The organism is Methylophaga muralis (assembly GCF_001720165.1).
Classification (GTDB): Bacteria; Pseudomonadota; Gammaproteobacteria; order Nitrosococcales; family Methylophagaceae; genus Methylophaga; species Methylophaga muralis.
The window spans coordinates 162,797-176,029 of the sequence record NZ_MCRI01000002.1 but is presented as its reverse complement, the minus strand read 5'-3'; the positions used below and the strand labels follow the sequence as shown (position 1 = coordinate 176,029).

13 protein-coding genes and 2 pseudogenes are annotated in these 13,233 nt (G+C 44.5%); 11 read left to right on the top strand and 4 right to left on the bottom strand.

Annotated features, from left to right (window positions below):
• The 4 genes and pseudogenes from A9E74_RS02490 to A9E74_RS02475 all read left to right on the top strand — a co-directional run.
• Nucleotides 1–641: methyltransferase family protein (locus A9E74_RS02490; protein ID WP_218104276.1), on the top strand; the 641-nt coding region annotated here is incomplete at its 5' end.
• A gap of 21 nt (nt 642–662) precedes the next feature.
• Nucleotides 663–1,325 (top strand): BUD32 family EKC/KEOPS complex subunit, encoded by a 663-nt coding sequence (locus tag A9E74_RS02485; protein ID WP_069295073.1) that lies wholly within the window; start codon nt 663–665, stop codon nt 1,323–1,325.
• A 56-nt stretch (nt 1,326–1,381) separates the two neighbouring features.
• A pseudogene (locus A9E74_RS02480) lies at nt 1,382–2,577 on the top strand (BaiN/RdsA family NAD(P)/FAD-dependent oxidoreductase).
• Between the two features lie 12 nt (nt 2,578–2,589).
• Nucleotides 2,590–3,030: a YqaA family protein gene (locus tag A9E74_RS02475; RefSeq protein ID WP_069295072.1), complete on the top strand. Its 441-nt coding sequence runs from the start codon at nt 2,590–2,592 to the stop codon at nt 3,028–3,030.
• A gap of 63 nt (nt 3,031–3,093) precedes the next feature.
• On the opposite strand, the gene A9E74_RS02470 is transcribed toward A9E74_RS02475, so the two are convergent.
• The 4 genes from A9E74_RS02470 to A9E74_RS02460 form a co-directional block, all read right to left on the bottom strand.
• On the bottom strand, nt 3,094–4,596 hold the full coding sequence (locus tag A9E74_RS02470; protein WP_218104275.1) for a PepSY domain-containing protein: 1,503 nt from the start codon (nt 4,594–4,596) through the stop codon (nt 3,094–3,096).
• Nucleotides 4,596–6,026, bottom strand: coding sequence for a TonB-dependent receptor (locus tag A9E74_RS02465; RefSeq protein WP_218104274.1), 1,431 nt, complete (start codon nt 6,024–6,026; stop codon nt 4,596–4,598). The genes A9E74_RS02470 and A9E74_RS02465 overlap by 1 nt, the downstream gene beginning before the upstream one ends.
• 73 nt (nt 6,027–6,099) lie before the next feature.
• Nucleotides 6,100–6,720 carry a Plug domain-containing protein gene (locus A9E74_RS14480; RefSeq protein ID WP_218104273.1) on the bottom strand — a complete coding sequence of 207 codons (621 nt, stop codon included), beginning with the start codon at nt 6,718–6,720 and terminating at the stop codon, nt 6,100–6,102.
• A gap of 155 nt (nt 6,721–6,875) precedes the next feature.
• Nucleotides 6,876–8,066, bottom strand: a complete 1,191-nt coding sequence (locus tag A9E74_RS02460) for a YbfB/YjiJ family MFS transporter (protein WP_069295070.1) — start codon at nt 8,064–8,066, stop codon at nt 6,876–6,878.
• Nucleotides 8,067–8,268: 202 nt separating this feature from the next.
• On the opposite strand from A9E74_RS02460, the gene dsbG reads away from it, so the two are divergent.
• The 7 genes and pseudogenes from dsbG to A9E74_RS02435 all read left to right on the top strand — a co-directional run bounded on the left by dsbG (nt 8,269) and on the right by A9E74_RS02435 (nt 13,212).
• Entirely contained in the window at nt 8,269–9,030 is a 762-nt protein-coding gene (dsbG, locus tag A9E74_RS02455; RefSeq protein ID WP_069295069.1) for a thiol:disulfide interchange protein DsbG, read from the top strand.
• Nucleotides 9,030–9,389, top strand: a complete 360-nt coding sequence (locus A9E74_RS13985) for a prolipoprotein diacylglyceryl transferase family protein (protein WP_084002844.1) — start codon at nt 9,030–9,032, stop codon at nt 9,387–9,389. The genes dsbG and A9E74_RS13985 overlap by 1 nt, the downstream gene beginning before the upstream one ends.
• Nucleotides 9,386–9,829, top strand: a complete 444-nt coding sequence (locus A9E74_RS13980; RefSeq protein ID WP_176718896.1) for a TlpA family protein disulfide reductase — start codon at nt 9,386–9,388, stop codon at nt 9,827–9,829. Before A9E74_RS13985 ends, A9E74_RS13980 begins: the two co-directional genes overlap by 4 nt.
• 50 nt (nt 9,830–9,879) lie before the next feature.
• Entirely contained in the window at nt 9,880–10,671 is a 792-nt protein-coding gene (locus A9E74_RS02445) for an SDR family NAD(P)-dependent oxidoreductase (protein WP_069295068.1), read from the top strand.
• 78 nt (nt 10,672–10,749) lie between these two features.
• Nucleotides 10,750–11,852, top strand: a pseudogene (locus A9E74_RS02440) (NADH:flavin oxidoreductase/NADH oxidase).
• 24 nt (nt 11,853–11,876) lie between these two features.
• Nucleotides 11,877–12,284, top strand: coding sequence for a GFA family protein (locus A9E74_RS13975; protein ID WP_084002840.1), 408 nt, complete (start codon nt 11,877–11,879; stop codon nt 12,282–12,284).
• Between the two features lie 91 nt (nt 12,285–12,375).
• Nucleotides 12,376–13,212: a 23S rRNA (adenine(2030)-N(6))-methyltransferase RlmJ gene (locus tag A9E74_RS02435; protein WP_069295067.1), complete on the top strand. Its 837-nt coding sequence runs from the start codon at nt 12,376–12,378 to the stop codon at nt 13,210–13,212.
• Nucleotides 13,213–13,233: the final 21 nt, after the last annotated feature.

The following is a 13,233-nucleotide window of genomic DNA, read 5'->3' as shown; positions in this document are numbered from 1 at the left end:
GACTCTGTTTGTTGTTCATACGCAGCAGTAGTTTACGGGTTACTGACAAAATTAAAGGTAGGGAAATGACTGATCAACTTTCTGAATTAGTATTAATAATCTTCATCGCCGGGGCGGCGCTTGCATTATTTTCAAACAATAGTCGCTGGCGCTTTTTAAATAATAATCAATGGGATGGGGAAGTTCTTACCCTGACGATTATTACACTGGTTTCAATGGTAAGTATTCCGTTGATTGATGCGACACTGCCATGGATGGAGTTTGCTGATCTGGCTTATTACGATGAAATTGCATGGTTAGGTACTATTTGTGGCCTTCTCGGAGTATGGCTGCTTTACAGGGCTGCACGTGATTATCGCGGCATTGCTCAGCAACAGAAAAAATTTGTTGGCCGAGGTATATACCGGTTTATAAGATATCCGTTCTATACAGCGTTATTAGTTCTGGCATTAGCGCAGTTATTGTTATCGCAGAATTGGTTAGCGGGTTTGGCAGGTCTGGTTACCTTTGCGTTGGTTTATAGCTTAAGGGTGCCACGCGATGAAGAAGAAGGTCTGGAGAAATATGGGGAACATTATCTTGAGTATATGTCCCAAACAGGTGATATATTGCCGCGCTTTCGTTTAAAACATCAGCAATAAAAGACGGTTTGGAAACTAATAATGCTTAATATCCGCCCACTTTCTCGTGAAGCCTTAGTTTCCATGATGGAAACAGCCACGGTGATCGAGAAAGACAAAAAAGGTCCCAAAGTGGCGGTATTGTCTGATGGTGAATACTTAAAGTATTTTTATCGCAAACGTTTTTTTAATAGAGAGCTTATCGCGCCAGCAGCGGTTAAATTTGCTCGGAATGCTTATCAGTTGGAACAACTTGATATTCCAACGCTCAAAGTAAAATCTTTGCACCGCATTGTTGGCGAAGGCCATACAGTAGCAATTTATTCACCTTTGCCTGGTCGCACTTTACGCGATATCGTCAACTCTAACGAAGCGGATGCCAATTTGATGTACCGCTTAGGCGTATTTTTGGCGAGAGTTCAGCGACGGGGCATTTATTTCCGCTCAATTCATCCTGGCAATATTATCGTCAGCGGAATGGAATTTGGTTTGATTGATATTCTTGATATGCGTTTTCATTCCTGGTCTTTAAGTCGTTGGGCGAGACGGCGCAATTGGCGGCATTTTTTCCGTTATCCGCAAGAGTGGGTAAATCATGGGGATTTGATCGAGGCGCTTATCAAAGGCTATCGACATTCTGCTGATTTACCGCTGCGTGAACTGAGTTGGATCGATCGTATTATCGGTAAAGTGATCTCCACCTAGTTTCTTAAGCTCAACTTCTCAGTCTGATTGGGCATTTTTGCGTAAAATGCCCACACATGACGACCTTAAATAAACCTTCCAATCAATACGACGTAATTATCCTTGGTGCTGGTGCAGCCGGATTAATGTGTGCAATAGCTGCCGGTCAGCGAGGTCGAAGCGTGTTGGTACTCGATCATGCTAATAAGGTCGGTAAAAAAATCCTGATGTCTGGTGGTGGACGTTGTAACTTCACCAATATGTACTCTGGGCCGGAAAACTTTATTTGCAGCAATCCGCATTTTGTTAAATCTGCTTTAAGCCGATATACCCCCTGGCATTTTATCGAAATGGTTGAACGTCATCAGATTGCCTATCACGAAAAGAAGTTAGGCCAATTATTTTGTGACGAATCATCGAAAGAAATCGTACAAATGTTGCTTGCTGAGTGTGAGTCGGCAGGTGTCACCATTCAAACTGATACGCCGGTTCAAGTATTGGAAACCGGCGAATACAAATTGCTGCAAACACCTCAAGGCAAATTGCAGTGTGACTCGCTGGTGATTGCAACTGGTGGACTGTCTATTCCAAAAATGGGTGCTACCGGTTTTGGTTTTGAACTGGCAAGAAAGTTAAATATTCCAGTATTACCAACTCGGGCGGGGTTAGTCCCTGTGGTATTGGATGATCACAAACTCAAACCGCTTGCAGAGTTAAGTGGTATTTCGTTGGATAGCATTACCGAAACGGATACATGTTCATTTCGCGAAAATATTCTGTTTACCCATCGCGGTTTAAGTGGTCCGGCCATTCTTCAGGCATCCAGTTATTGGCAGCCCGGAGAGTCGCTGAAAATCGATATGTTTCCCGGAATTGATCTAACCGCGTATTTAAACGAAATGCGCCGTGAAAAATCCAAGACTGCTCTGAAAACCATACTGGCCGAGAAATTGACCCGCCGCGTTGCACAGCTTTGGTGTGAACAATGGATTGAAGACAAACCTGTCGGTCAGCTTTCCGATTCTGATATTGAACAGATCGTCTCGCATTGCCAGCCCTGGACAGTTAAACCTTCGGGTACTGAAGGTTATCGAACCGCCGAAGTGACTCTGGGAGCATTGATACCAATGCGTTATCTTCCAAAACTATGGAAAGCAAGGAGCACCCGGGCTTGTATTTCATCGGTGAAGTCGTCGATGTCACAGGGCATTTGGGTGGGCACAATTTCCAGTGGGCGTGGGCTTCAGGCCATGCCGCCGGACAGTTTGTTTGATTTATAACACCAATGGATTTTTTTACTAACCTCGGCTACACGGGGCTTTTCGTCTCAGCTTTTTTAGCCGCAACGATTTTGCCACTGAGTTCTGAAGTGGTGCTCACAGCGTTATTAATCAGCGGGTTTTCTCCAACAAATATTGTTGTCATTGCCACGATAGGCAATGTGTTGGGATCACTGACAAACTATGCACTCGGCTATTGGGCCAGTATAGGTGTGATAAAAAAATGGCTGAGAATGTCTGAAGATGATTTTGTACGAGCAGAATTACACTTTAAAAAATATGGATTGTTATCGTTGTTTTTCGCATGGTTACCAATAATTGGAGATCCCTTGACAGTGATAGCCGGTATTTTACGAATCCGGCTACTGTGGTTTGTCATTATTGTTAGCGCAGGCAAGTTATTACGTTATGTGGTGATTAGTTATCTTGCTCTGCAAGTTGGTTGAAAAGACTTTGCTGTATTCCTGATAGCGCAAGCTTGGAAGGATTTTTGCCACGCGCGATCTAAATTACGTTGTATTAAACGACTTTGATTTATCTTGGTATTTTCGTGTTTTTCTTCTTAGTCTGCGCCAGCCTATCAGAGTACCGCTGATACAAATAATCAGTCCACCAAGACTGAATAGGGTAATTAGACTTTCCCGTAAAATCGGGCGCTCCAGTAACGGCTGCCAATCCCAGCTATGCAAAAGATTAAATAGCCAGCGTGCTATTCGACGGTTTTGATCAAGGCTTTCAATGACCGAACCGTTATGTGGATCAATGTGAATCCACGTTTTAGCAGGATCATCAAACTTGGCGCGTAAAATTGGTAACGGTCTTTCTCTTGCGCCATACATGCTTTGTTGTTCTCGGGCAAAATAGTAAAAATCATAATCCTTCACCCACTCAAGCTGAAATGTTTGTGTATCAGACATAGTCTGAACCGCGTGTTTTAATGCCATAAATGGAACGATCTGTAGTACAAGTCCAGTTGATGATAGGGCTTGTACTCGACTTTGCCCGTGTTCATCGTAAGCCGTTGCCCAATCTTTACCAGCAACTTTATTCCAGACCAGCTCACGAGGCTGAATACCTGCCTGTTGGAAATTTTGGATAAGCTTTGCCGTAGTCATATTTGTATCGAAGTTATTGAGTGCTTCTCCCTTAAAGCTCTGGATATCAATCTCCGATTTATTGGCCAACAAGTTCCAGGGATTCATAGACATTAAACCACTGAAAATCCAGGCAATTAACAAAAAACCAAACAACATACCGCCGATATGATGCCAACGCATATTGGTCTGAGAGTATGGCGAATGTGAGCCACTACGATAGGTTTTGCTAAAGCGCCAGCGCTTGATGCCAATAAACTGACCTAAAAATGCCATCGCTGTTGCAGTGAGCGAGAGGTAAATAATCAGCTCGCTCCACCAGCTTAAGTTTCGAAATGGATAAAGCCAGTGTAACCAGGCGCCAAGCCAACCCCATGTTCGCTCATGAAAAGTTGCATCACGGATGACTCTGCCAGAATGTGAAGAAATATACAGAATTCGGCCAGCCTCATCATTGAGTCTAATTTTGTGCAAAGGTCTTTCGGTGTCTAGACCTCGCGACAAAGTCCAACTGTCGTACTCAATAAGTCCGAGATATTCAGTTTTTGCTGCAGGATAAAAGGCTTGAGCAGAGGCTAAAGCCTGAAGCTGGTTTGCGTTTTCGATTTTTTGTGCAGTCAAGGCATCTATAGCTATTGCTGCCTGATCTGGATAACGTATTAAATAATGAGGTTTGTCAGCAATGGAACTCAGTCTGACTTCAACAGGTGGCACAGTTTGTTTAGTCGCATTAATAGCCTGATTAACGTCAATATAGTCGGTCCCGGCAGATAGTGCTGGCAGACTTTGCAAATGTTCTGTGGATGTTAACTTGGGATAGCCGACAAACAACATGACGATACCTGATATGAACCACAAGGCCATAAACAGGCATAGAGCAATCCCAAGCCAACGATGCCACAGAAACAACTGTCTCATCAGTATTTCAGATCCAATGATAATTCGACGCTGCGTGGCTCACCGACGTAATACTGACTAGAAGAACCAGAATAGGCATACAACTTGTCAGATAGGTTTCGTCCACGTAGCGTGATATCCAAGTGCTGACTAACACGGTATCGAGCATACGCATCATATAGGGTATAGGCTGGGAGTTTCTGAGTGTTGGCACTGTCGGCATATACCGATGTCACGTGACGGGCTCCCAAACCGAACTGCCAGTCTGACAAGGGTTGATAAATCAACCATAAATTGCCAAGTCGTTTAGGAATACTGCTCGGCATGTTGCCCTTATATGATTCACCCGCCTCGAAATATTCATCATATTCGGCGTTGACAAAGGCGACATTGGCATCAGCACGCAGAGTTGTGGTTATTTGCAGAGATGTCGCAAATTCGAGGCCTTTTGATGTTTGTTGACCAACTTGAATCGAACGGCTGGAGTCATTTGGATCTCGGACTAAGAAATTCTTACGAACGATATGATAAGCCGCGATAGTGGAAGTACCACGGTTATTCCAATAATTAAATTTTGCACCTATTTCAAATTGACGGCCTTTACTGATATCGAAGTCATCAATCGTCGTAGTGCTTGATGTCGTCAATGTACCGCCTGGTGGTTCTGATGAGGTGCTGTACTGAGAATATAAACTGATGTCCTCATTTAACGCATACACCAGTCCTAAACGGCCAGAAACGGTATCCCATTGACTGGTTGATTTTTCTGCCTCTGGCGAAGGTACAAGTTCAAAATCAATGTGGTCATAACGCAAAGCCGAGATAAGTGATAGACGATCGGTAAGGCCTTGTCGGTTCTCTGCGAATACAGAAATCATCTTGACTCTGTTGCTGCGGCCTTCTTGCAAAGAACCAATACCTAATTCAGCAAAGCTGCCAGGGTCATAGTTATATGGATTAATAAAATCAAAAGTTCCGGATGAGGTCGGAAAGCCTGTGTGATGGTTAGTGTTGAAGTCAAAGCCAACAGCCCAGTCACTTTGTTGGGCGAACAGCTCGCCCTGATGCGTCAGCTCAATTCGGTTACCATTCATTTCCTGTTCATGACGTTGTTGAAGCCCACTGCGTCGATCAATTACGCTATTGGTTGAGTCTGTATAACGATAGCCCTCAAGGTTCTGATAGTCACGTTCAGCACGATAATGATAAAACGTATTTCGTAAAGCGGTTTTGTCATTAAACTGGTAGTCAGTCACTGATCGTAGCCAACGAACACGTTGCTTATATACCCCATCTTCAACGTTATAGTTGTTATGGCGGATACGCTTATCAATTTGTAATGTGCCGCTGTGGGGCTGTAACGTTGGCGTGCCCCAATATGGACTATCAACATTTTCTTCCTGATATTCCACAGCTAACGTATGAGATAGATTGGTCGTAAGATCACTCAACCATGAGAAGGCCATAGAATCAGAGCGTGTTTCATTTCGATCAATGTAACCGTTGCTATTTCCTTGACTGTAATCAAAAACGAATCCAGTTATACTCATTGAGTTCTTTGTTAACACCAAGGGATGTTTCAGTGGTATCAAAGCGACCATAACTTAAGCGACCGGTAAGTTCTTGATCAATACGATCAGCGGTTTTGGTAACGTAATTCAGGCTACCGCCAACGGAGCTAGCTCCATATAAAAAAGAAGATGGGCCGCCAACCGCTTCAACACGATCATATATCCATGAATCAACAGGTCGCGCAGCTATACTATAAGCTAAAGGTATACCATTAAATAACTGGTTTACCTGTGATCCTGTAAATCCTCTGTATGAAACAAAGGCACCACGACCTGGAAAGGATGCCAGATTAATTCCGGGCAAAATATTGGCAGCATCTTGCAAGTCGCGAGCTCCTATTTGTATCATTAACTCACGATCTGCAACTGCAACCGATGCTGGGTTTTCCCGAGCTGATAATCCAAGGCGGGAACCTGCCTCAGTCGGTGTATCAAGATCTAATAAACCTCTATTTTTATCGGAAGTTACCACCAAAGCGTCTAATTCTTGTGGTGATTCAATACTTGTGTCGGCGAAGGTAAGTGGACTTAAACCTAGAAATAGAAGATTGATATATACGATTTTTCCAGACATTGATAAAGCTCCGCAAAATTAAGCAAAGCATGTTACCGATGAAAATCTGGGGGGAAATCGGTGATTTAATCTATGACTATGGGATATGACACGATTTTCAATAATGCGTTGTTTTACTTGTGAAGTTATGACAAGGATGTCTTGGTCTACGCAATCTAATGCGTTGAGGTTTTGATTAATAACTTTTCTTCAAACCGCTGAATCCGCCAGACAAAGAAAATGCCGGTACTCATGACTGCTGCAGCCATCCACAAGGATGAGAGGTAATTACCGGTTAGGGTTGATAAATATCCGGCTAAAGCTGGTGCGATCAGTTGGGCAATCCCGTAGCTTATTGTCAGTTTTGCCATGGCTTTGGCAGGGTTATGTGGAAACTTATGGCCGACATACACCAGCATCAGACTGACAATACCGGCAAAGGTGGCGCCGAAGAGCAATGCGCCAAGCACATTCAGTAACAGTGATTCGCTGAAAAGTGGGATCAAGATGGATAGCAATATCATTGAATAAGCCGTAATAATCGCTCGAGTTTCTCCTATTCGTTCAGCCACTTTGTCCCAGATGATGCACGATGGAATCGCTGCAACTCCCAACATGACCCAGATAATATTGCCATGACCGGAAAGACTGGGCATGCCTTCGAGGATCGCCACGATAAATGTGGCACTGATAACGTAACCCACACCAGCACAGGCATAAGCGGCAATCATTAATCGCATCCATTTAGTATTGGGAGCGGTAAAATCGGCTGTCGGAGCATTTTGTAAAGCAGGTTTTGGCATTAAAAACCAGGCAGGCAGGAAAAACAAAATCCCGAAAACCCCCATGATTAACCATTGCTCAGCCCAATTAAAATAAGGCGTGATAATCACGATAACAATACCCGGAATAGCGATTCCTAAACCCAGCCCGGAAAAATGGATACCCAAAGCCGATTTGTAGCCATTCTGTTTAAGCCAGCCCATCACAAATCCTGCGGCAAGAATGATTCCTGCGGTGCTGGAAAGACCACCAATAAACCGCAAAATGCTCCATAAAACCATATCGGTGGTAATGGCCATTAATAAAGTGCTCAACACCGCTAGGATGAGATTGATCCGGTAAAACAAAAACTTGGTTTTAAGGCTGGTTAAGAACGAAATCAGCACGACACCACTCAGATAACCAATGTAATTAAACGTCGCTAGCCAACCACCGGTGAATTTATCCAGTGACGTTTCGCTGAGCATTACGGGTAAAAATGGCGTGTAGGCAAAACGGGCAATACCGACGGTGAGGATTAATGCACAAATGCCTGCCAGGATCACTTGATAGCGAGGGGATATATGCAGTCGGTTGGTGCTCATAATCAGAAACTTACCTGAACAAAATGGCGAGTCATACGTTTTACCATAAGTCATCGCAATGCGTACGGAAGAGAGTGAAACGACTTGAGAGGTTCATTAACTTAAAGGATTAATTCATAGTTGGCCTTGCTTTAGTGCTCATTAATCCTCACTTAATAACAGTTGATTAGACTCAATCAAACAAATAACACCGGAGTTTTGAATGAAGAAAATAATCTTAGCTGTTTCGATAGTGCTCATTGGCTTGGGCAGTTATTTTGCGATCGCTGAACAGCAAGAGCCCGAAGTCATCAGCTATATCAAACAGCAAGGTGTGACGATTGTGGATACGTTTGACACCCCCGCCGGTTTAAAAGGCTATGCCGCTATGGTTCAAGGCCAGCCGATGAGTATTTATCTGACAGAAGATAAACAATATGCCGTTATTGGAAATCTGATTAATGCCGAAGGTGACGATTTGGGGCAGGAAGCGCTTTATGAACTGATCAGCGCGCCGCAAAATGAAAAGGTTTGGCAGCAATTGGAGAGTGCGAAGTGGGTATTAGATGGCGATAAAAATGCCAAACAGATTATTTATACCTTCACCGATCCGTTTTGCCCATATTGTCAGCGACTACGTGAAATGGCCGAACCATACATTGCGAAAGGTGAGGTGCAGTTTCGCCATATTATCGTCGGTATTTTGCAGGAAGACAGTTTGCAAAAGGCCGCTTCTATTTTAGCGGCCGACTCGCCTGAAGAGGCTTTGCAGCAACATATTCAACAGTCTGATAGTGCTGGCTCAAGCCTCAATGAAGAAGCTTTAACCAAAGGCACAGTGCTGGTGGATGAAAATAATCTGTTGATGGAACAGTTGGGTCTGATGGCGACACCAACCAGTGTTTATAAAGATGCCAAAGGCCATGTGCGACTGGTCGAAGGCATGCCGATGCGGGAAGATATCAACAGGATGTTTGAACCGTGATGTCAATTAACATCGGTCCATTTGCCATACCACTTGAGCCATTGCTGTTATTTAGCAGCGGTTTAGTTGGAATCTTGGTGGCATCTTTTTTAGCCAGAAAAAATGAAGGTTCAGTGACCGATCCGTTATTGATGATGCTGTTATTCGGGCTGGTGATTGGTCGTATCGTGTTTGTGATCAAATTTGCTGATCATTATGAATCCTTCTGGCAAATGCTGGATTTCCGGGATCGTGGCGTGGATTGGTTTTCCGGCATGATTGCGATGGTGCTGTTTTTGTTATGGCAGATTAAACGTCTGCCTCAACAACGCATAGCTTTATTCGGCGGAGCTTATCCATTCTGCTGTTCTTTTCAGTGACATCTTTTGCGCTAAATGCGGGCCGTGAAGCACCTTTGATACCGGATATCACCATCGAGCAACTCGATGGCGAGCAAAAATCGTTGAATCAGTTTGCTGGAGAGAACGTGACGGTGGTGAATTTATGGGCAAGTTGGTGCCCACCCTGTCAACGTGAAATGCCTGCTTTTGAAAAGTCAGAGCAACAGTATCCTGAGATCCGCTTTGTCATGCTGAATCAGCAAGAATCAGCGGAAACAATTGAGAAGTTTCTGGCTGAAAACCAACTGACATTTGATCATGTGCTGATCGATAAAACCGGCAAAGTCGCAGATGCATTTGGTGCTTACGGTTTGCCTGTCACGTTATTTTTTGATCAGCAAGGCACATTGGTTGAGAGTCATATGGGGGAAGTCTCAGCGGCTTCGTTAAGCGCAACGTTAAAACAGCTTTCACCGTAATCAGCACGTCACGCTCACCCTGTTTTATATACAGTTTGAAAGGAGTATTTATGGATCTGCAACTTACTAACAAAACTGCTTTTATCAGTGGTAGTACTGCCGGTATTGGTTTTGCCATTGCCAATGCTCTGGCTGAAGAAGGTGCCAATATTATCGTGAATGGGCGATCCGAGGCATCCGTAAAACAGGCTGTAGAATCATTGAAAACAACGGCCAAAGGCGAAGTAACAGGGTTTGCCGGCGATTTGTCTTTGGCCTCTGAAGCTGCGAAATTAACTGAGCAGTATCCCAAAGTAGATATTCTGATTAATAATCTGGGTATCTTCGAGCCAGTCCCTTTTGAAGAAATACCGGATGAAGACTGGTTGCGCTTTTTTGAGGTGAATGTGCTCAGTGGTGTGCGTTTAACGCGTGCCTATCTACCTGCGATGAAACAACAAAACTGGGGCCGGGTGATTTTTATATCCAGCGAAAGCGGCGTACAGATTCCTCATGAAATGATTCATTACGGCATGACGAAAGCAGCTCAGATTGCCATTGCCCGAGGTCTGGCAGAACAGGTTGCCGGTACCGATATCACGGTGAATTCAGTCTTGCCGGGCCCAACCAGCTCAAGAGGTGTTGAAACCTTCGTCAGTGATCTGGCAGAAAAAGAAGGTCAAAGCATTGAAGCATTCGAAAAAGACTTCTTTGCAAACGTCAGACCGACATCACTGATCAAACGTTTTGCCACCACCGAAGAGGTCGCATCAATGGTGTGTTATCTGTCCAGCCCCTTGGCTTCTGCAACGACCGGAGCAGCTGTTCGTGTTGATGGTGGGGTGATTAAAAGTGCTTTTTAAGCATTTATCCGATTTCTAACTTTTCAAAATCCAGCCTCAGAAATATTTTTGAATTTTATTCTTTAACAAGAGATTTTTATGACAGCATTGTTTACTGAGTTTTCACTGAAAGATGTGACGTTACGCAACCGTATTGCGGTTCCACCGATGTGCCAATACAGTGCCGATGATGGCCATACCAATGACTGGCATCTGGCGCATTACACCCAATTAGCACGCGGTGGTGCGGGTCTGGTGATTGTTGAAGCCACGGCAGTCAGTCCCGAAGGAAGAATTACCCCGGGGTGTACTGGCATATGGAATGACGCCCAGGCTGAAGGCATGGCAAAAATTGCTTCGGCCATTAAAAAAGCCGGTGCATGTGCAGGTATTCAGATTGCACATGCTGGACGTAAAGCCAGTGCTAATCGTCCATGGGAAGGTGATGATCATCTGGCTGATAGCGATCCGCAAAGCTGGCAGACAATCGCACCGTCTGCGGTTGCTTTTGGTGCCAATTTGCCCAAAGTCCCCCAAGCGATGACGCTGCAAGATATTGAACGGGTTAAAGCTGACTTTGTTGCCGCTGCCAAACGCGCCAAGCTGCCGGATTTGAGTGGCTGGAATTGCATTTTGCTCATGGCTATCTGGCACAAAGCTTTTTTTCAGTCCACTCCAATAAGCGTGACGATCAATATGGTGGCGATTTGGCCGGTCGTAGTCGATTCTTACTGGAAACTTTACAAGCCGTGCGAGAAGTCTGGCCAGAAAATCTGCCATTAACCGCCCGCTTTGGGGTGATTGAATATGATGGTCGTGATGAAGAAACGCTAAGTGAGTCGATTCATCTGACTCAACAATTTAAACAATCTGGTTTGGATATGCTCAGTGTCAGTATTGGGTTTTCTACTCCCGATGCGGCTATTCCGTGGGGACCGGCTTTGTTAGCACCTATTGCTGAGCGTGTGCGTCGTGAAGCAGAGATCCCAGTTGCTTCAGCCTGGGGCATTGATGAACCTAACACGGTGAACCAGGTTATTACTGATCAACAAATGGATTTAGTTATGGTGGGACGTGCGCATTTAGCCAATCCTCACTGGCCTTACCATGCAGCTAAAACCTTAAAAATTGAAGATCCAGCCTGGGTGTTACCTGCACCTTATGCACATTGGCTGTCGCGTTATCATGCTCCAGATAGCTAAACATTAAAAAGTAGCCAAAACGTAATGATCACCAAAATAGGGAACACCCAAATTCAGCCTCATCATAAAGGCAGTTGCCATTGTGGTGAGGTTGAGTTTGTTGTGCATTTGCCAAACGGTATTGAAGACCCTCGGCGCTGTGATTGTTCTATGTGCCGGAGAAAAGGTGCCATTGCCGCGTATGTCCCGCTATCTACTCTGCAAATCACCAAAGGTGCAGATAAGCTCTCGCGGTATCAATTTAATACCATGACGGCAAAGCACTATTTTTGCTCAAGATGTGGGATTTATACGCATCATCAAACCAGAGCAAATCCTGAACTACTTGGCTTTAATCTCGCCTGCCTGGAAGGGGTAAATCCTTTTGAGTTGGGTGAGGTTCGAGTGAACGATGGCATCAATCATGTCTCGGATCGAGGTACGTTAAATTAACGCGGAATGAAGTTTTTTTGCCAAATCAGCTGGCTCAGCGTAATTTGCTGTTTTTCGATTCACTGTCCCTAAAAAATAATCAGGATATCCCTTGCTAAGCTACCGCCATTCCTTTCATGCTGGCAATTTTGCCGATGTGCTCAAACATATTGTATTGATTGAGATTTTGCAGCACCTCGGTAAAAAAGAAAAAGCCTTTGACTACATAGACACGCATGCCGGGGCTGGTCTTTATCATCTGGCTTCAGCTCATGCTGAAAAACTTCAGGAATACCAAAATGGTATTGCTAAATTAAAGGCATCTGACTGGCCGGAACTGGCTGCCTATTTTGCCGTGATTGATGCGGTCAATAACAATAACTCGCTGGAGTATTACCCCGGTTCCCCGTTTATTGCTTTGCATTGTATGCGTCGCCAAGACCGAGCCTGGTTATATGAATTACATCCTGAAGATGCCAGTTTGTTATTGCAAAACACCCAAAAAGTGAAACGGGCCAGAGTGATGCGTGAGGATGGTTTAAAAGGCTTATTGTCTTTATTACCACCAGTATCACGCCGTAGTCTGGTATTGATTGATCCGTCTTATGAAATCAAATCTGATTACGATTTAGTGTTTCAGACCGTTGAAAAAGCCTGTGCAAAATTTCCCACCGGCACCTATGCCATCTGGTATCCAGTGGTTGAACGCAGTCGAATCACTCGCCTGGAAAAACAATTTATTAAAAGTGGCATCAAAAATATTCAACGCTTTGAGTTGGCCGTCACTGCGGATTCTGACGAGCGCGGCATGACAGCCTCGGGCATGATTGTGATTAACCCGCCTTGGCAGCTAATGGAGACAATGAACCAGCTATTACCAAAATTGGTCGGCACGTTGGCAGTCGATAGCGGTGCTTTTTATAAAGCAGAAATACTGGTAGCAGAATAATCCCTCGCGACTTCGCCAGCA

Coding starts and splice junctions, on each gene's coding strand:
- A9E74_RS02445 (WP_069295068.1), top strand. CDS start 9,880: ATGGATCTGCAACTTACTAACAAAACTGCTTTTATCAGTGGTAGTACT.
- A9E74_RS02485 (WP_069295073.1), top strand. CDS start 663: ATGCTTAATATCCGCCCACTTTCTCGTGAAGCCTTAGTTTCCATGATG.
- A9E74_RS02475 (WP_069295072.1), top strand. CDS start 2,590: ATGGATTTTTTTACTAACCTCGGCTACACGGGGCTTTTCGTCTCAGCT.
- A9E74_RS13975 (WP_084002840.1), top strand. CDS start 11,877: ATGATCACCAAAATAGGGAACACCCAAATTCAGCCTCATCATAAAGGC.
- A9E74_RS02460 (WP_069295070.1), bottom strand. CDS start 8,066: ATGAGCACCAACCGACTGCATATATCCCCTCGCTATCAAGTGATCCTG.
- A9E74_RS14480 (WP_218104273.1), bottom strand. CDS start 6,720: ATGTCTGGAAAAATCGTATATATCAATCTTCTATTTCTAGGTTTAAGT.
- A9E74_RS02470 (WP_218104275.1), bottom strand. CDS start 4,596: ATGAGACAGTTGTTTCTGTGGCATCGTTGGCTTGGGATTGCTCTATGC.
- dsbG (WP_069295069.1), top strand. CDS start 8,269: ATGAAGAAAATAATCTTAGCTGTTTCGATAGTGCTCATTGGCTTGGGC.
- A9E74_RS13985 (WP_084002844.1), top strand. CDS start 9,030: ATGTCAATTAACATCGGTCCATTTGCCATACCACTTGAGCCATTGCTG.